The 18,142-nt window shown below is 60.2% G+C and carries 15 protein-coding genes; 8 read left to right on the top strand and 7 right to left on the bottom strand.

All coding sequences use genetic code 11. From position 1 onward, the window contains the following. Positions 1 to 15: 15 nt before the first annotated feature. The 5 genes from F8N62_RS01880 to F8N62_RS01860 all read right to left on the bottom strand — a co-directional run bounded on the left by F8N62_RS01880 (position 16) and on the right by F8N62_RS01860 (position 6,051). Positions 16 to 1,131: an HlyD family secretion protein gene (locus F8N62_RS01880; RefSeq protein WP_150709357.1), complete on the bottom strand. Its 1,116-nt coding sequence runs from the start codon at positions 1,129 to 1,131 to the stop codon at positions 16 to 18. A 6-nt stretch (positions 1,132 to 1,137) separates the two neighbouring features. Next, positions 1,138 to 1,941, bottom strand: coding sequence for a hypothetical protein (locus F8N62_RS01875; protein ID WP_191632333.1), 804 nt, complete (start codon positions 1,939 to 1,941; stop codon positions 1,138 to 1,140). 28 nt (positions 1,942 to 1,969) lie between these two features. Further along, positions 1,970 to 3,298: a glycosyltransferase family 2 protein gene (locus F8N62_RS01870; RefSeq protein WP_150709355.1), complete on the bottom strand. Its 1,329-nt coding sequence runs from the start codon at positions 3,296 to 3,298 to the stop codon at positions 1,970 to 1,972. A 3-nt stretch (positions 3,299 to 3,301) separates the two neighbouring features. Continuing rightward, positions 3,302 to 4,690, bottom strand: coding sequence for a diguanylate cyclase domain-containing protein (locus tag F8N62_RS01865; protein ID WP_150709354.1), 1,389 nt, complete (start codon positions 4,688 to 4,690; stop codon positions 3,302 to 3,304). Between the two features lie 464 nt (positions 4,691 to 5,154). Next, positions 5,155 to 6,051, bottom strand: coding sequence for a LysR family transcriptional regulator (locus F8N62_RS01860; RefSeq protein ID WP_150709353.1), 897 nt, complete (start codon positions 6,049 to 6,051; stop codon positions 5,155 to 5,157). Between the two features lie 136 nt (positions 6,052 to 6,187). On the opposite strand from F8N62_RS01860, the gene F8N62_RS01855 reads away from it, so the two are divergent. Beyond that, positions 6,188 to 7,606, top strand: a complete 1,419-nt coding sequence (locus F8N62_RS01855; RefSeq protein WP_150709352.1) for an MFS transporter — start codon at positions 6,188 to 6,190, stop codon at positions 7,604 to 7,606. 124 nt (positions 7,607 to 7,730) lie between these two features. On the opposite strand, the gene F8N62_RS01850 is transcribed toward F8N62_RS01855, so the two are convergent. Beyond that, positions 7,731 to 8,180 carry a cupin domain-containing protein gene (locus tag F8N62_RS01850; RefSeq protein WP_150709351.1) on the bottom strand — a complete coding sequence of 150 codons (450 nt, stop codon included), beginning with the start codon at positions 8,178 to 8,180 and terminating at the stop codon, positions 7,731 to 7,733. Between the two features lie 293 nt (positions 8,181 to 8,473). Here F8N62_RS01850 and F8N62_RS01845 point away from each other — a divergent pair, with 293 nt between their 5' ends. Beyond that, on the top strand, positions 8,474 to 9,850 hold the full coding sequence (locus F8N62_RS01845) for a pyridoxal-phosphate dependent enzyme (RefSeq protein WP_150709350.1): 1,377 nt from the start codon (positions 8,474 to 8,476) through the stop codon (positions 9,848 to 9,850). Further along, on the top strand, positions 9,847 to 11,025 hold the full coding sequence (locus F8N62_RS01840) for a cystathionine gamma-synthase (RefSeq protein ID WP_150709349.1): 1,179 nt from the start codon (positions 9,847 to 9,849) through the stop codon (positions 11,023 to 11,025). Before F8N62_RS01845 ends, F8N62_RS01840 begins: the two co-directional genes overlap by 4 nt. Positions 11,026 to 11,164: 139 nt before the next feature. On the opposite strand, the gene F8N62_RS01835 is transcribed toward F8N62_RS01840, so the two are convergent. Then, positions 11,165 to 12,268: a polyamine ABC transporter substrate-binding protein gene (locus tag F8N62_RS01835; protein WP_150709348.1), complete on the bottom strand. Its 1,104-nt coding sequence runs from the start codon at positions 12,266 to 12,268 to the stop codon at positions 11,165 to 11,167. Between the two features lie 723 nt (positions 12,269 to 12,991). Here F8N62_RS01835 and F8N62_RS01830 point away from each other — a divergent pair. The 5 genes from F8N62_RS01830 to F8N62_RS01810 all read left to right on the top strand — a co-directional run bounded on the left by F8N62_RS01830 (position 12,992) and on the right by F8N62_RS01810 (position 18,125). Then, positions 12,992 to 13,420: a nuclear transport factor 2 family protein gene (locus F8N62_RS01830; protein ID WP_150709347.1), complete on the top strand. Its 429-nt coding sequence runs from the start codon at positions 12,992 to 12,994 to the stop codon at positions 13,418 to 13,420. Between the two features lie 232 nt (positions 13,421 to 13,652). Further along, complete coding sequence (locus F8N62_RS01825; protein WP_150709346.1) at positions 13,653 to 14,783, top strand: PAS domain-containing protein; 1,131 nt, start codon at positions 13,653 to 13,655, stop codon at positions 14,781 to 14,783. After that, positions 14,780 to 16,207 carry a sigma-54 interaction domain-containing protein gene (locus F8N62_RS01820; protein WP_150709345.1) on the top strand — a complete coding sequence of 476 codons (1,428 nt, stop codon included), beginning with the start codon at positions 14,780 to 14,782 and terminating at the stop codon, positions 16,205 to 16,207. Before F8N62_RS01825 ends, F8N62_RS01820 begins: the two co-directional genes overlap by 4 nt. 350 nt (positions 16,208 to 16,557) lie before the next feature. Next, positions 16,558 to 17,160: a dimethylamine monooxygenase subunit DmmA family protein gene (locus tag F8N62_RS01815; protein ID WP_150709344.1), complete on the top strand. Its 603-nt coding sequence runs from the start codon at positions 16,558 to 16,560 to the stop codon at positions 17,158 to 17,160. Continuing rightward, positions 17,157 to 18,125 (top strand): PDR/VanB family oxidoreductase, encoded by a 969-nt coding sequence (locus tag F8N62_RS01810; protein ID WP_150709343.1) that lies wholly within the window; start codon positions 17,157 to 17,159, stop codon positions 18,123 to 18,125. Before F8N62_RS01815 ends, F8N62_RS01810 begins: the two co-directional genes overlap by 4 nt. The last annotated feature ends 17 nt before the right edge of the window (positions 18,126 to 18,142 follow it).

The following is an 18,142-nucleotide window of genomic DNA, read 5'->3' as shown; positions in this document are numbered from 1 at the left end:
GATCAGCAGTCATGATTAGCGGCTCTCTTGGGCAATCGCAGTCATTCGATCCACCGCGATATAGTCAACGACTTGCTCGACCCATTCGCGGGTGCCCCTGAACATTGCTTGCCAGTCAGTGGGGAAGCGCACGCTCAGCGGCAGTTGGTCGATGCGCCAGCGCGGCGGCAAGGGTTGGTCAAACCGGGCCGCGACCTGCAATCCCATTTCGCTTGCCGCAAAAGGCCCGCGCAATACCGTTGGCGTACGACCGGCGCTGTCCACTGCCTGGACCACGTGGGCAGCCAGCCACTCGCCATCCGGCATGCGTACGCGAATCTGCTGACCAATCGCGGCATAACTGATGTTCATCGGTTCCAGATAGATCCACAGCAGGGGATCATCGAGCCGCTCAACACGCATCAGCACCGTGCCGGCACCGACGTTTTCGCCGGGCGTGACCAGAACCTCCGCCACCCGGCCGCTTTGCGCGGCCTTGACCGACAACGCGGCGAGACGCGTTTTCAACCACTGTTGCTCGGCGCCCAGTTGAGCAATCTCTCGCTCGGCGCTCACCGGTGATAGACGCGCCTGTTGCTCGCGACGCTCATAGGCCAGCAGGTCCGCACGAAACGCATCAAGTTCGGACTCGGCTGCCAGCACTTCCCCCCGAGAGACGGCGCCTCGAACAACCAGCTCTTCGAGTGTTTGCACCCGTTGCTCCGCCCTGCCGATTCGGGTCCGGAGCAACTGACGCTCGCGCCCATCCAGTTTGGGGGTGCCAACGGGCGCCTTGCTCGCCGGCATCGCGGCGATTTGCGAGAGCCGGGCGCGCCATTCCGGGTTGTCCAGATTGACCAACGGCTGATCGACCTGGATCTGATCACCGGCCATGACAAATAGCTGCTCCACCCGACCGGCATCCCGCGCGCGCACCTCAAGAATCGGCAAGCGCAATTGTGCCGGCGCGTCGATCATCAACATGCCGTAAGCCAGTTTTCCGCCCAGCCAGATCAAAGGGCTTGCCACCAGTAGCAGGATCAAATACCAGCGCACGCGAAACGCCATGCGCTTTCCCGGCGCGTAGAGCACCGTCAAACCTTGTTCCTGAGTGGGGTTGAGTTCTTTACGACTGTCGAAACGAATCTTCATGACGGCTCACCGTTTTGGAAAGTCTCGCCAGGCTTGCCAGTCAATACCGGCAATTCCCAGTGGTTGCAGTTGCTCGCGCCAAACGCTGTTCTGGTGCCGCAACTGTTCAGTGGAGGCGCCAGCCCAGGACTCCGTGGCGTCCAATTGGGGCTCCGTGCTTTGCGCCAGACGAAATTGCAGCTTGGGCCAGCGCCTGGCGATCTGCTCGGCCATGCGGGCGCTGTTTTTCGGGTTGCGGGTGTAAATCATCAGACTGACCTGGCGCACACCCGCGTCGGGAAGCGCGCACGGCACACAGGTTTGGCCGGGTTTGGCGTCAGCGAACCAACGATGATGGCTGGAGATTTCCACCGGCCACGGGCTCGCGGTGGAGGCCGCTTTCAAGGAGTCGAGGAAGTCCCGCAAACGCTGATCCGGAACCGGTACGCCCAACTGCTCGACCTCAAGATCCAGGTGCAGGCTGGTGAAGGAAAGTCCCTTCAGCTTCGCCAGTAAATCGGTGAGCTGATGGCGCTCCCCGGGCTCGATCCAGGCCGGATCGCCGAGTAACAGGCTCACCTGCAACCCCTCGCCCGCTGCAGCCTGCAACAGTTGCTCAAGCTGTTCTCGCGTTTTGCCGAGGTCCTTCAACTGCGCGGACTTGAGGCCCAGGTAGATCTTGTCCATCCCCGCTGTGTGCAACGCCGCCAGTTCGCTCGCCCGATGCTCGGGGCTCAGCAGCGCCTCGCTGTCCCAGACATAACTGGCCTGAGACCAGTCACGGGTTTGCCCCTGCAATGCCGGAGCCATCAGCAGCGGTAATACCGTCATTGTCAGCCACCTTGGAATCGGGCGCATATCAAAACCTCGTGGCTCGTTTGAGTACCCACCACGGCGCCATCGATGTTTCCTCATGACCCCGACGGAACATTTCGTTGAGCATGGCCACTGCGCTCCAGCAGCGCAGGAACAGCATGAAAATAGGGAACACAGGCACGAGCAGGCCAAGCGTCATGTCCTGTCGAGGCCGATCGGACACCATCAGCAACAGGGCGCCGAACATCAACGCGGTGATCATCAGGTACAGCAAATAGATCAAGACTGACAAAAACAGCAGCGTGTTGAGCGGCAACACAAAAATCGCGATCAAGGTGTAGAAGAAGATGAGGAAAGGCAGCACCAACTGAAAAAAGAAGCCGCTGAGCAGGATCATCAGAAACGTCTTCCAGCCCAGCAGCGTGGGGCTGATGTTGCGGCTGTGCTTTCTCATATAAAGAAAAAACAGGTCGCCATCCCAGCGTAGACGCTGCATCAGAAACTGGCTGAGCGTCGCCGGTGCGTCGGTGTGGCCGATGGCTTCCGGCTCGAAGGGAATCCGCAAGTCGTGACGTTTGAAATAGCTTTTGATGCGCAACGTCAGGTCCAGATCCTCAGCGGTATGAGTGTTCCAGCCACCAATCTTGACCAGAAAACTGCGGCGAAAAGCCCCGAAGGCGCCCGAGACGTTATTGACCAGGTTCCACTCGGCAAGACCGATTTTCGACATGTGAATCGACAGCAGGTACTCCAGCGCCTGCATGGCAGTGACCCACGAGCCCCAGACATTGCGCACCCGCAGGCTACCCGCCACCGCAGGCACCGAGGGGTCCTCGAAATTGCGCACGATGGCGCTGACCATGTTGTTATCAAACGAAGTGTCACCATCGAGCGCCATCACGATTTCACCGCTGGCCAGCGACAGGCCGGCATTCAACGACGACACCCGCCCACCCCGCTGCCACTTGGCGATGGGACGCAGATGCCGTCTGGGGTACAACTGCGGGTCGACGTTAAAGCTGCGCACGGCACTGAGGGTCGGATGATTCGCCGTCGCCCCATCCACCACTGGAATCATCTCGATGTGGCCGGGGTACGTCTGCTCGCACAGGCTTAACAGCGTGGTCTGTACATCCATTCCCTCGCTGTAGCAGGTAATGATGCAAGAGACCCTCGGCCGATAAGTACTGGTCTTGGGCACCGCTGTGCGCCGACGGACAAACCAGCGCAATACGCCCAGCAGCACCATGATCATCATGGGCAGTTCAAAAATCAGGAATATCGGGAACAGCATGTAAAACAGCCGGCTCAGACCGTCGGGGCCCGTGAGGACGCCGAGTACGTAATAGAGTTGTTCGATTAATGGGCCCATGGGTTACACCAGTTCACTGGCCAGACGCGCCAAAAGCAATTCGCCGTCTTCCTTCTCGAGCAAATCGTCGGGCGCCGTGATGCTGATAACCCGTAGGGAAACGTCGCTGATCTCCGGCGCGGAAAACAGCTCGGCGACCTGACCCAAACGCTGCTTTACGCATTCCAGCCCCTTGCCTTCGGTGTGGGGAAGCATGATCCAAAAGAATTCTTCGGTGCTGCGAGAACAGCGATCCGTATCCCGAACCGATTCTTTCAAGCGTTCCGTCAGGCTATCGATCAACGCATGGCCTCGATGCTCACCCAGGCGAGCCAAGGTAGCGGCCAGGTTGACAAAGCGCAGGCCGATCAAGGAGAACGCCGGTTGCGGGTAGCGCCGCACGACCTGGATTTGCCAGCTCAGAAGCTCATAAAAATCCTTGCCGCCCAACAGACTGAGGCGACCAAAGTGCTGCACCGATCGATCATCGAATTCCTGGCGGCAGCGGAAACGCCCGGCCTCGGACAGGCGGAAATCCCTGACCTCGCGCACCCGCAATTTGTCGGGCGCGTGTGTCAGACCGCAATCCAGGCAACGCGCCTGCACCTCGGCATCGACAAAAAACGCCTGACAGGACCGACACCGATAGTTCTCCATCGGTCGATCATAATCGGTGCCGATGTGGCGCAAACGGTTCAGGCAGTTGGGGCACAACAACACGCTGTCTTTGAGAAATGTTTCCTGCGCCCCCACATGGCCGCAGGTGAAACAGTGCAACGAAGGCTGCCGTGAAATGTCCAGAGCGTGACATTCGGTGCAGACATCGATGTAGTTGAGCCGGCCCGACCCGCAGTCCGAACAGAGGCGGACGCGATCGACCAGAACGCCCTCTTCCAGCCAGTTCTGTTGAACCATCAGGCTGAGCCAGACAAACGGATTGACCGGTTCGTCATCCGCCATGGCGTCCAGCAACGGATATCGATAATGCTGAGGCACTTGCGGATCGCGCAGGGCAAAAAGCCGGGCCTTGTCGCGTAACCACAACCAGGAAAGTACCCGACTTTCGAATCGCTCGGGAACCGATCCCTGACTGAACGTGCGGAAACGCTCCTTCCACATTCCCCACAGACTTTTGATCTCGCTGGATTCCACAGGGCACGCCCCGTCACCCAAGGCTTCACACCAGTCATTCTGATCACGGCAACAAAAAATCAGGGAGTAGCGATAGGCAGGCACCGTGCGCAGCTTTCGAAGTGCGCGCCCGGCATAAGCAGCCGGCATGTCGAGCAACACGACATCAATGGCCTTGGCGGCCACTAAGCTGCCCAGATCAGAAAAATGCTCCAGCTCTCGAAGATTCAAACCTGTCACTCTATTACCTAGCACCGCAATTCTTGGATTTGGAATAGGCATGACGCTCGACCTGCAGGCAGTTAGCGTGGAGTTGCTCGAAGACATGCAACACTAGCACTGCATTGAGGAAACGCACTTTCTTTTGGCGCCTTATAATTACATACGCGACGAACGCGACAGGCCGAACATACAATCTGCTGGTTGACGATCATTCCAAACAGCCTTGAAACAGATAATTAATCGTTTTATTTCATTCACTTATGTAACTAAACACGAAGCTTTTACAATTATATAAATACTGGTTAATTGCCACCAGGAGTAGCATTGCGCCACACTCCAACGCCTGACTTGCAATAAGGTTAATTGGATCCACTACTTGGAAGGAGATACAAAATGATAAGAAATAAGTTCAGAAAGTGTTTATACCAAATAACCAGTTACCGCTCCCACCCTACAACCTCCAGACATATAGCTACGTACGCGTAACACTTTTTAGAGCGGCTTAATTGATATCAATATGATTACTAAATGCCGCCACTACAAACCTCGCGCAAACAACTGCGCAACCAGCGATGCACGGGATCGGCGTCCAGTCGCGGGTGCCAGAGCATCGCGACGGTGAACGCCGGCAATTCGAACGGCAACGCAAAGCTGTGCAGGTCCGTGCGCAGGTTTTCGGTGTGGCGTTCCGGCACGGTGGCTATCAGGTCGGTGGCCCGGGCGAGTGCCAGCGCGGTCGAGAAACCGGCGACGATAGTCACCACCTGACGTTCCAGTTCCGACGTCGCCAATGCGTCATCGACAGGCCCTTTATCGAGCCCGCGCCGGGACACGCTGATATGCCCGCCCGCCGCATAACGCGCAGGGGTGATTTCGCCTCGGCTCAGTGGGTGTTGATTTCGCACCACCCCGATAAAGCGGTCGCGAAATAAACCCTGGGTGCGCAATTCCGGGCTTGCAGCCTTGCCCACCACACCGGTTTCAAGATCAACGGTGCCGTCGCGAAGTGCGGCGCTGTCCTTGTCAGGCTTGTGCATGAAACGCAGGCGCACGCCGGGGGCTTGTCCGGCAATGCGGGCGATCAGCGGCGCACCGAAGTTCTCCACGAAACCCTCGCTGGTGCGCAACGTGAAAGTGCGGATCAGCCGTGTCAGATCAGGCTGTTCGGCCGGACGCAGCACTGCCTCCGCCTCCTGCACCAGCTGGCTGACTCGCTCGCGCAATTCCAGCGCCCGGGGCGTGGCGACGAGCCCGCGTCCGGCGCGGACCAGCAGCGGATCGCCGGTGGTTTCGCGCAATCGCGCCAACGCCCGACTCATCGCCGAGGGGCTCAGGCCCAGGCGTTTAGCGGCGTGCGCCACGCTGCCTTCGGCGAGCAATACGTCGAGGGTGACGAGCAGATTGAGATCGGGCGTAGACATTGGCGTGCCTCGAAGTAACGTGGGATGGCGTTAAACGCATGAATACAGTGCAACCCGTGCGCCTTCCGCCATGTTAGGCGCCGGCGTAGATTTCTGACAGCTCCACTTCCGGAGTGGCCTGATCAGGAAGGACCGAATGAAGTCGTCAATGACCGTTGCGACCAGCACCCCGCAGACACCCGCCGTGCGATGGGCGCTGGCCAGCCTTGCGCTGTCGATGTTGCTGTCTTCGCTCGGCACCAGCATCGCCAATGTGGGATTGCCGACGTTGGCCCAGGCGTTCGAGGCAACCTTTCAGCAGGTGCAATGGGTTGTCATCGCCTATTTGCTGGCCATCACCACGCTGATCGTCAGCGTCGGCCGCCTCGGTGACATCGTCGGTCGTCGACGGTTGCTGGCCGGCGGCATCGGCGTATTCACGCTGGCCTCGATCCTCTGCGGTCTGGCGCCAACGCTGTGGCTGTTGATTGGCGCACGGGCGCTGCAAGGCCTGGGCGCGGCGATCATGATGGCGCTGACCATGGCGTTCGTCGGCGACACGGTGGCGAAGGCCAGAACCGGCAGCGCCATGGGGTTGCTCGGGACGATGTCGGCGATTGGCACGGCGCTGGGCCCATCGCTGGGTGGGTTGCTGATTGATGGATTCGGCTGGCGCGCGATTTTTTTGATCAGTGTGCCGCTGGGGCTGTTGACGTTGCTGCTCGCCTATCGTTACTTGCCGTCCGACCGGCAACCCGCCACGACCGGGCGCGCCGGGTTCGACTCGATCGGCACGCTGCTGCTGGCGTTGACGCTCGCAGCGTATGCACTGGCCATGACCCTCGGGCGCGGGCATTTCGGGCCAATCAATATCGGTTTGCTGCTGGCGGCAGGGTTCGGCGCGGGGCTTTTCGTGTTCGTCGAATCGAAAGTCGACGCCCCGCTGATACGTTTGGCGATGCTGCGCAACCCACTGCTGAGCGCCAGCCTGGCCATGAGCACGCTAGTCGCAACGGTGATGATGGCGACGCTGGTGGTCGGGCCGTTTTATCTTGCCCAGGCACTGGGGCTGGATGCGCTCAGGGTCGGACTGGTATTGGCGGTCGGCCCCTGTGTAGCGGCATTGACTGGCGTCCCCGCTGGCAAAATCGCTGATCGTTTCGGCGCGCAACGCATGACCGTCGCCGGGCTGATCGCGATGGCCGTCGGTTGTCTCTCACTGGCGCTGTTGCCGCAATCGTTGGGCATCGCCGGTTATGCCGCGCCGATGGTCGTGCTCACCCTCGGCTATGCGCTATTCCAGACGGCCAACAACACCACAGTCATGAGCGATGTGCAGCCCGATCAACGTGGCGTTATCTCGGGCATGCTCAATCTGTCGCGCAACCTCGGTCTCATCACCGGCGCCACGGCAATGGGCGCAGTGTTTGCGTTGGCTTCGCAAGCGGCCGACATCAGCGCTGCGCAACCCGAAACCGTTGCTCACGCAATGCACGTGACCTTCGCGGTAGCGCTGGGTTTGATCGTGGTTGCACTTTACGTAGCGCCGGGCCCCGACGCCCAGAACCCCGCGTAGGAGCTGCCGCAGGCTGCGATCCCTTGATCTCGATCTTCGGCGGCTTCGAACCCGCCCAGAATCAAGGTCAAGGGATCGCAGCCTTCGGCAGCTCCTACCGGGAAATATGTGGTGTGTGTCGGCGTTACTGCTTGATCACCACCAGCGGCTCGCCTTTTTTCACGATGTACGTCGCCAGCTCGGAAGCGCTTTTGGTCCCGACGTTTTTCGCGATATGCGCGACGCCGGCCGGGATGTACAACGAGTCGCCGGCCTTGAGGGTGATGGGCGGCTGACCTTCGAGCTGGTACTCGAACGTGCCGTCGATCACGTGAGCCACTTCGACGCCGGGGTGCGAGTGGTTAGGGGAAGCGACACCCGGTTCGAAACCGACCAGCACCTGAATCACCTCGCGCCCTTCGACGTCGAGGTCCTTGCGCAGCAGATCGGTGCGGTGCAGCCCGGCCTGCCAGTTTTTCGCAGGAGTTTTCACTTCCTCGGCCTGGGACACGCCAGAGAAAGCGCTGAGCGCGGCGGCGGTTGCCACGGCGACGCCGAACATTTTTGCAGTGTGACGAGCGTTGATACGGAACATGGCATTTCTCCGGTGTGGACCGTTGGGGGTGTCACCATTAGAGCGCCCTCGTGTATCTCGCACGTGTCGCGCAGGCCATGGTTTTGTATGCGAACTTGGCCAGGGCCACCGGGGATACGTAGGGATACAAACAGGCCCGTTTTCGCCTGACTGAACCTGACCGGCTGGCCGCACAAGGTTGCGAGAGACGCAATCGCGGCCTATGGTCCAAGCGATGCCTTGCTGGCGACTGGCGCGAATGGATCGCCGCCGATTGCTGCTCACCCGTGCGAAGTTTCCCAAAGAGGTGACACATGCCGAACGATTCCCGCCCTGCCGTACTTGAACTGATCGGCAATACCCCACTGGTTCGCGTCAGCCGTTTTGACACCGGGCCCTGCACGCTGTTTCTCAAGCTCGAATCGCAGAACCCGGGCGGTTCGATCAAGGACCGCATTGGCCTGGCAATGATTGACGCCGCCGAGCGCGACGGTTCGCTCAAGCCCGGCGGCACCATCGTCGAGGCCACCGCTGGCAATACCGGCCTGGGCCTGGCGCTGGTCGGTCGCGCCAAGGGCTATCGGGTGGTGCTGGTGGTGCCGGACAAGATGTCCACCGAAAAAGTCCTGCACCTCAAGGCCATGGGCGCCGAAGTGCACATCACCCGCTCCGATGTCGGCAAGGGCCATCCCGATTATTACCAGGACGTTGCCGCGCGGCTGGCGCTGGAGATTCCCGATGCGTTTTTCGCCGACCAGTTCAACAACCCGGCCAACCCGCTCGCCCACGAGTGCAGCACCGCGCCGGAGATCTGGGCGCAGACCCAGCATGATGTGGATGCCATCGTCGTCGGTGTCGGCTCGGCGGGCACGCTGACCGGGTTGACCCGTTTTTTCAAGCGCGTGCAGCCCGATCTGGAAATGATCCTGGCCGATCCTGTCGGTTCAGTGATGGCCGAATACAGCCGCAGCGGCACCATGCAAACCCCCGGTTCGTGGGCAGTGGAAGGCATCGGCGAAGACTTCATTCCCTCGATTGCCGACCTGTCCAGCGTGCGCCACGCCTATTCGATCAGCGACGAAGAGAGCTTCGACCACGCCCGCCAACTGCTGCGCGCCGAAGGCATTCTCGGCGGCTCGTCGACCGGCACCTTGTTGGCGGCGGCCCTGCGCTATTGCCGCGAGCAAACCGAGCCCAAGCGCGTGGTCAGCTTCGTCTGCGACACCGGCACGCGTTATCTGTCGAAGGTCTACAACGATCAATGGATGAACGATCAAGGCTTGCTGGCGCGCAAACCCTATGGCGATCTGCGCGATGTGATCGCACGGCGGTTCGAGGATGGCCGGGTGATCAGCGTCGGCCCCGACGACACCCTGCTGACGGCGTTCCAGCGCATGCGCCTGGCGGATGTCTCGCAATTGCCGGTGCTGGTGGACGGCCAGCAACTGGTCGGCGTGATCGACGAATCCGACATTTTGCTGGGCATGCAGGAAGACCCTTCACACTTTCGCTTGACCGTGGCCAGCGCCATGACCGACAAAGTGGAAACCCTGCCAGCCAGCGCGAGCATGGCCAAGCTCCAGGAAGAACTCGACCGCGGGCTGGTGGCGATCATTGCCGACGACTCGGGCTTTCATGGCCTGATTACCCGCGTCGACCTGCTTAATCATTTGCGGAGATCCCTTGCATGAGTCAACACTATGAAAACGCCGCGCCACACGGCTTTGCCACCCGCGTGATTCACGCCGGGCAAGCGCCGGACCCGACCACCGGGGCGTTGATGCCACCGATCTATGCCAACTCGACCTACTTGCAACAAAGCCCCGGCGTGCACAAAGGCTTCGATTACGGACGCTCGCATAACCCGACGCGCTTTGCCTTGGAGCGTTGCGTCGCCGACCTTGAAAGCGGCACTCAGGCCTTCGCCTTCGCCTCCGGGCTGGCGGCGATTTCCACCGTGCTGGAACTGCTCGACGCCGGTTCGCACATCGTCTCCGGCAATGATTTGTACGGCGGTACGTTTCGCCTGTTCGACAAGGTGCGCAAACGCAGCGCCGGGCATCGCTTCAGCTTCGTCGACCTGACGGACCTGTCGGCGTTCGAAGCGTCGTTGCAGGACGACACGCGGATGGTCTGGGTCGAGACCCCGAGCAATCCTTTGCTGAGCCTCACCGACCTCGCCGCCGTGGCACGCATCTGCCGTGCGCGCGGCATCATCTGCGTGGCTGACAATACGTTTGCCAGCCCGTGCATCCAGCGGCCGCTGGAGCTGGGTTTCGACATCGTGCTGCACTCGACCACCAAATACCTCAACGGCCACTCCGACGTGATCGGCGGCATCGCCGTGGTCGGGCAGAACCCGGAACTGGCGGAGCGACTGGGCTTTCTACAGAACTCGATTGGCGCAATCGCCGGACCGTTCGACGCGTTCCTGACCCTGCGCGGGGTGAAGACGCTGGCGCTGCGCATGGAACGTCACTGCAGCAATGCGCTGGAACTGGCGCAATGGCTGGAACGTCAGCCGCAGGTGGCTCGCGTCTACTATCCGGGCCTGGCGTCGCACCCGCAGCATGAGCTGGCGAAACGGCAGATGCGCGGTTTCGGCGGAATGATTTCGGTTGATCTGAAAAGCGATCTGGCGGGCGCCAAACGCTTCCTTGAGAGCGTGCAGATCTTTGCGCTCGCCGAGAGCCTGGGCGGCGTGGAAAGCCTGATCGAGCACCCGGCGATCATGACCCACGCCACCATCCCTCCTGACACTCGTGCTCAGTTGGGTATCGGCGATGGCTTGGTGCGATTGTCCGTGGGCGTCGAGGATGTCGAGGACCTGCGCGCCGACCTGGCTCAGGCGCTGGCACGAATGTAAACGCACATTGTGGTGAGGGGATTTATCCCCGTTGGGTCGCGAAGCGGCCCCAGCATCCGGCAAAACCGGCTGACGACTGCTTCGCAGCCGAACGGGGATAAATCCCCTCACCACAGGAAAGACATTTCATGCGCGAGGGTTACTTGTCGGACTTGATGCTGGTCCACACCCGCGTACGAACCCGCTCAAGTTTCTGCGGCAACGGTTGCACCACGTAGAGGGTTTTCAACGCTTCGCTGGTCGGCGTCAGGTTCGGGTTGCCGGTGATTTCCTTGTTGATCAGCGCAATCGAGTCTTTGTTGGCGTTCGGGTAGCCGAGGAAGTCACTGATCGGGGCGATGACTGTCGGCTCCAGCAAAACGCTATTCAGAAATTCGTGGGCCTCTTCAACGTTTTTCGCGCTTTTCGGGATGGCGAAGGTGTCGAACCAGATCGGCGCGCCCTCTTTCGGCAAGCGCCAATCGACCACCACGCCGTTGCCCGCTTCCTTGGCGCGATTGCCGAACTGGTAGAAGCTGCCGGAGTAGCCGATGGCGACGCAAATATCGCCGTTGGCGATGTCGGTCATGTACTTGGCGGAGTTGAAGTAGGTCACGTAAGGGCGAACCTTCATCATCAGCGCCTTGGCTTTTTCATAGTCATCCGGGTTCTGGCTGTTGGGGTCCAGCCCAAGGTAGTGCAGCGCAATCGGCAGGATTTCCGACGGTGAATCAAGCATCGCCACGCCGCAGGATTTCAGCTTTTCCATGTACTCGGGTTTGAACACCAGGTCCCAACTGTCCACCGGCGCATTCTTGCCCAGCGCCGCTTCCACCTTCGCCGGGTTGAAGCCGATCAGCACGGTGCCGTACATGTAAGGCACGCCGTACTGGTTGCCGGGGTCGTTCTTGTCCAGCAACTTGAGCAGTGCCGGGTCTTGGTGCGACCAGTTGGGCAACTTGGACTTGTCCAGTTTCTGGAACACGCCGGCCTTGATCTGGGTTTCGATGAACTGATTGGACGGCACCACCAGGTCGTATCCGGAGTTGCCGGTGAGCAACTTGGCTTCCAGCGATTCATTAGTGTCGAAGGTGTCCCAGGTCAGTTTGATGCCGGTCTTGTCGGCGAAGTCCTTGGGCACGGACGGCAGGATGTAATCCGCCCAGTTATACACGCGCAATTCCCGCTGTTCGGCGTGAACGGCGCTGGCCAGCAGCGTCAACCCGCAAACGGTGGCGCCCAGTATGCTTTTCATCGTGACCATGAATGACTTCCCCAAGTGTGTACCGCTCTGGTTTTTATGTTTTGTACACGGCAGGCCTTACGAAATTGCCAAAGGTGATGCTGAGAAGATTCTAGTTGTGGTTTTGCCGGGCGTGACTGGATTGGCCATGCTGTTCTGATTCTTGCTGAGGCACTGGGTGGTTCATAGAGTGAGGTCGGCCAAAAGGGGATCTAAATGGCCAATATCGGTGTCCCTGTTGATCCGGTTGTTGGCGGATGAATCACCCGGTGTACTCCCACAAAAAAAGCCCGCCATAAGGCGGGCTTTGTGGGTTTGAGTAGGTGGCCGGTGCTGGTCTCCGGCTTACAAGGTTTATCAGGACTCTCACAGAACAGTTTTGTGCTCTTCTGCTTCACACGGCATAAGGGCTGGATCTCAGCGCGGAGATCTTTCTAACCGTGTACCCTTCGGAACGCGCCCCACGTGTCCTTGCCATCCGCTTGCGCATCAGTCTGCGTCTTCACCTACAAGTTCAAGCGTAGTACAGCGCACACACCTCGGCCCGGCGTTTTTAGATCGATTTTTCCCCCAACCGGAATTCACAGAAAGCAAACACGCTAACGGCACGCGCATACCTGAAAATCCGGCACCAATGTGTCAGCCATTGACCATTTGAATGCATCGTCATAAGCAGCCACCCGCACCTGTTGGGATACAGTCGCTGGCAACACTTGCAGAACCACAAAAAAACAGGAGTTGACCATGTCGCAACTGAACCTGCACCCCAATGCTGCCGCCTCTCTGGAGCAATGGCACAAGATGATTCACAGCGGTGAATTTCAAGACTTGCCTGCTTTGCTCGACCCGAAAGCCGTGTTCCGCTCGCCGATGGCGCATATGCCCTACTCCGGCGCTGCGGTGGTCACCATGATTCTCGGCACGGTGTTCAACGTGTTTGAGGACTTCAAGTACCACCGCGAACTGGCGACCGGCGACGGGCTGAATGTGGTTCTCGAATTCAGCGCCAAGGTCGGCGGAAAAGAGCTCAAGGGCATCGACATGATGCGCTTCGACGAGCGAGGAAAGATCGTCGAATTCGAAGTCATGGTGCGGCCGATGAGTGGGTTGCAGGCGTTGGGCGAAGAGATGGGCAAAAGGCTCGGTGCCTATCTGGCGGCCAGTAAAACCTGATCGTGATCCGGTCATTGATCGATTAACTTCAACCTCTCCCACCAGCGGACTACGCTCAGGGTAAGCGCTGCAAAAATGCACATTTCTTTGCATTATTGCAGCGCCCACCGGGGCCGCCTGTTCGCCCGTGTCCCTGTCCGCCACACATTCCAGTTGGCATGCGATATGCCCCGCATTGTCTGCCTGAGCGATTTCAGCCAGGTCCCACTAGCCAAATCGAGCCGATCCACCGATGGATATCCTGAACTTACTGGGCAATAAAGCGCAGCCGCTGTCCAGCACCCTCAGCGCCGACGGGCAACTGGTCAGTCTGTCTGCGAGCCTGAGCGATCAACTGGGCTACGCCCCCGAGACGCTGCTAAATCAGCCGATCGAGCGCCTCTACAGCGTCGAGTCGGTGCGCGCCTTGCGATCGCTGTTTGCCAATCCGCCCGCTGACGAGCAAGTCCCCAGCCTGGAGCTGAGCCTGATTCGCCGGAACGGCGGCCTGTTGCACGTGGTTGCCTGCGGACTGCTGGAATGGCGCTCGGTACAAGCGCCGCGCCTGCACCTGCTGAAAATCCCCCTTGGCGCATTGGGCTATCGACTGCGGGAAATGCACAACGCCAATGAAGTGATGAGCCAGATGTTGCAGAGCGCCAAGGTTGCCTACTGGTGCATTGAATTCGCCGAAGCGGTGGACATCAACACATCACCGGATGAAATCGTGCGCCAGGTGTTCGAAAACGACTCCCACTGGCGGCTGTGCAACCGCGCCATGGCGGATGTGTACGAGATGCCCTCGGATGTCGATTTCAACCAGCAACCGGTGCGCCTGTACTGGCCGCGCAGCCCGGCCAACGAAGAGTTTGTGCGGCGCCTGATCGAGGCCGGGTTCAGCGTCGACTGCGCGCTGTCGGTAGACCGCCGGCACGACGGCTCGCCGGCCTACGTCGAGAACGACGTGCGCGCGACCATCGTCAACGGGCACCTGTTGCGCATGTGGGGGAGCATTCGCGATGTCAGCCAGGAACTGCGTATGCAGCATGACGCCGAGCAACGGATCGATGCCTTGCGCCGGGTCTTCGATGCGGTGCCCGACGCCGTGTTGGTGATCGATGAACAGTTGCAACCGCAATGGCGCAACGCTGCCTTCGAAGAGACTTTTGGCATCACTCAGGGCGACGGCATCGCTCGGCTGTTGCTGGACAACGCCCTGCCCGAGCGCACCTGGCACAGCCTGCCGCTGCCCGACCTGAGCGGGCGCGACGTGCATTTCAAGGTGCATTGCTCGCGTATTTTGATTCGTGAAGGCGTGGCCTGGCGGGTCGCGGTGTTTCGTGAAAGTCAGGGCGTGCGCCGCGCCGAAGAGCTGCACCCATGAAAGACAAAAACCTGCCACCGACCTTGCAGATGGGCATGCGCTCTTCGGTCAACGTCAGCAGCGAAGTGCTCGGCGCACTGCTGGAAACTCCTGCGCTGCATGCGTTGCTCGACAGCTTCAGCGAGGCGCTGATCGTGACCGACGGCGAAGGTCGGGTGCGCCTGCTCAACCTGGCCGCCGAACGCGTCAATCGCCTGCCCAGGCAGCAAGCCGTCGGACTCTCTGACGGTGAGTTTTTTCAGCGCTCGGCACTCAATTATGAAGACTTTCAAGCGGCGCTGAATCGTGGCGGCAATAGTGCGTTGACCCGTTCCCGGGAAGGCCGGGTATTGCTCAGCAGCACCCACGCCATTCCCACCGGCGCCTATGAAAAACCGTTCAGGATGCTCACCCAGAAAGACTTCGACGGCAGCCAGCCGCAACGTCGAGCTTCGCTGGGCAACCGGCCGGTGGAACCCCAGGGCCTGCGCGATCCGCAGGACAATGCGCTGCACATGTCACCGCAGCTCTCGAGTATCGCTGACACAGGCGTGCGCGCCTTCCGGCGCCGGGCGCGTTTGTTATTGCTGGGAGAGCCGGGGGTGGGCAAGACCGCCATCGCCCGGCATATCCATCGCGCCGCCGGTTGGGGTGATCGCCCGTTCATTCACGTCAACTGCGGGAGCATCCCGGAGAGCCTGTTCGAGTCGGAGATGTTCGGCTACGAGCGCGGTGCGTTTACCGGCGCGTTGCAGGGCGGCAAGCAGGGCTACATCGAGGCGGCTTCGGGGGGGACACTGTTCCTCGATGAGATCGGCGAGATTCCCCTGCACGTGCAAGCCAAACTGCTGAAGTTTCTCGAAGACAGCACCATCCAGTCGGTCGGTTCACCGCTGAGCAAAACGGTGCAGGTGCAAGTCATTGCCGCCACCAACAAGGACCTGCGCCATCTGGTGAGCATCGGTGAGTTCCGCGCCGACCTCTACTATCGCCTGGCGGTTTTGCCGGTGGAGATTCCGCCGCTGCGCCAGCACCGCGACGACCTGCCGTTTCTCATCGACATCCTGCTGAGCCGCATCAATGCCGATCGCGAGCCATCGCTGAGCCTGTCGGCCGGTTGTCGCAAGCGGCTGTTGGGTTACGACTACCCCGGCAACATCCGCGAACTGGTGAACATCTTCGAACGGCTGGCGGTGCTCGCTGACGATGAAGCGCAGGAACATCATCTGCCAGCGGAACTGCTCGAACCGGTGCGGCATCAGGAACCGGTGAGACCGGTGGTGGCCGACGACGATGATTCGCAGCAAAACCTCAAGCTGCAGGTTCAGCATTTCGAGCGCCAGGTGATCCTCCGGGCCGTGCACCTGTGCGGCAGCAAACGCAAGGCGGCGGTGCATTTGGGCATCGACATCGGCACCCTCATCCGCAAACTCCAGCGCGACTGACCCCAGGAGCTGCGTAGGAGCTGCGTAGGAGCTGCGTAGGAGCTGTCGAGTGCAACGAGGCTGCGATCTTTTTGCAGCTCGATAATTTCAAGATCAAAAGATCGCAGCCTCGTTGCACTCGACAGCTCCTCCATAGCTCCTGCTTGCTGCGAACAGGCGCTGCAAAAACGCATACACACCAGGTTACTTTTGCCTGTCCCTCTCCGCCGACGAATAAATAATCCGTTTAATTTCAACAAGTTAAACAACTGGCACGACCTGTGCTCCTGCTATCTGCAACCCACTATCGATGGGCATTGCACAGGGCCGGCTTTTATCAGCCGTGCCGGTAGCCAGGAGGAATAATAAAAATGTTGATCACCGGGATCAAAAGCCGACCGGTTTATGACCAGTTGCAACCGCTGCCAGGCGGTATCCGGCACATCATTGCCGGGCAAGGCAGCGGCGGTCGCGCCATGCTGCGCTTGCTGGAGGACATGGCCGAAGTGGATCGGCCGATCACCTTGCTCTACTCACTGGAATCCTTCTCCGGCCAGGATTTTCTGACGCAGTTGCAGCAGCACCCCCAGCACCCGCTGCATGTGCATGCGACCAATCAATCACTGATCGAAGCGCTGAAAAATCTGCTCGGCGAGGCGCGCATGGGCACCCGCCTTTACCTCGCTGGATCGGAAAGTTTCCTCGGCAGCGCCATGCAAGTGGCCACCCATTTCGACCTGAACCGCGACGAAGTCCTGCGCGAGCACTCCGGCACCCTGGTACGCCGGGTCTGGTGCGTGCACTGCGACACCTACACCGAAAACGTCACTCAACGCGTTTATGACTGCCCCGGTTGCGGCGTGACGCTGGTGGTGCGCGATCATTATTCCCGGCGTCTGGCAGCTTTTCAGGCGGTCAAGGCCGATGCCGAAGTCCCGGGTGAATTGCCCGAAGCCGAGGAACTCGACACATGAGCCAGAACAACGGCACGTTGAATCTGCGGGTGGCGCGGATCGAAACGGTCACCCCGGAAATCAAGCGCTTCACCCTGGTGTCGCCGACCGGCGCGCACCTGCCGGCTTTCTCCGGCGGCAGCCACGTCGTGGTGCTGATTGGCAATCAGCAGAACACCTTGCGCAACCCGTATTCGCTGCTGAGTTCGCCCTACGACACCAGCAGTTATCAGATTGCCGTGCGTCGCGTGGACAGCGGTCGCGGTGGCTCGGTTTCGCTGCACGACACCGTCGCTGAAGGCGATCTGATCGAAGTTACGCCACCGGTCAATCTGTTCCCGCTGATCAAACAGGCGCGCCTGCACCTGTTCATCGCCGGTGGTGTCGGCATCACGCCGGTGATTTCCCAGCTTGAAGAATTGTCGCTGAGCAAGGTGCCGTTCGAGCTGCATTACGCGGTGCGCGGCGAAGCGCATGCGCAGCTCGGCAAAGAGTTGCAGGCCACCTACGGCGAGCAGGTTCACCTGTACCGCAAGGGCATTGAATCGCGCATGGAGATCGGCCAGGTGCTGGCCGACCGCCCATTGGGCAGCCACGTCTATGTCTGCGGCCCCGACAGCATGATCGACGCCACGCTGGCCTGCGCCCGCGACCTCGGCTGGACCGACAGCCACGTGCACTTCGAGCGTTTCCTCGAGCAAAGCAGTGGCGGCGAAGCCTTCAGTTTCACCCTTGGCCGCAGCGGCGCGACGATTGAAGTCTCACCCGACCAGACCATGCTCGAAGCGGTCGAAGCTGCCGGCTACAGCATGCCGTACCTGTGCCGCGGCGGCGCTTGCGGGCATTGCGAAACCCAAGTGCTGGAACTCGATGGCGAGTTGCTGCACAGCGATGACTGGCTGTCCGACGACGACAAGGTCGGCGGCAAGAAAATCATGCCCTGCGTATCCCGCGCCAAGTGCAATCGCCTGGTCATCGACCTCTGATCGACGGAGAAAAAACC

This window comes from Pseudomonas fluorescens (genome assembly GCF_902497785.1).
Classification (GTDB): domain Bacteria; phylum Pseudomonadota; class Gammaproteobacteria; order Pseudomonadales; family Pseudomonadaceae; genus Aquipseudomonas; species Aquipseudomonas fluorescens_BO.
Note: the sequence above shows the minus strand (reverse complement) of the source record. Positions and strands in the feature narration are given on the sequence as shown.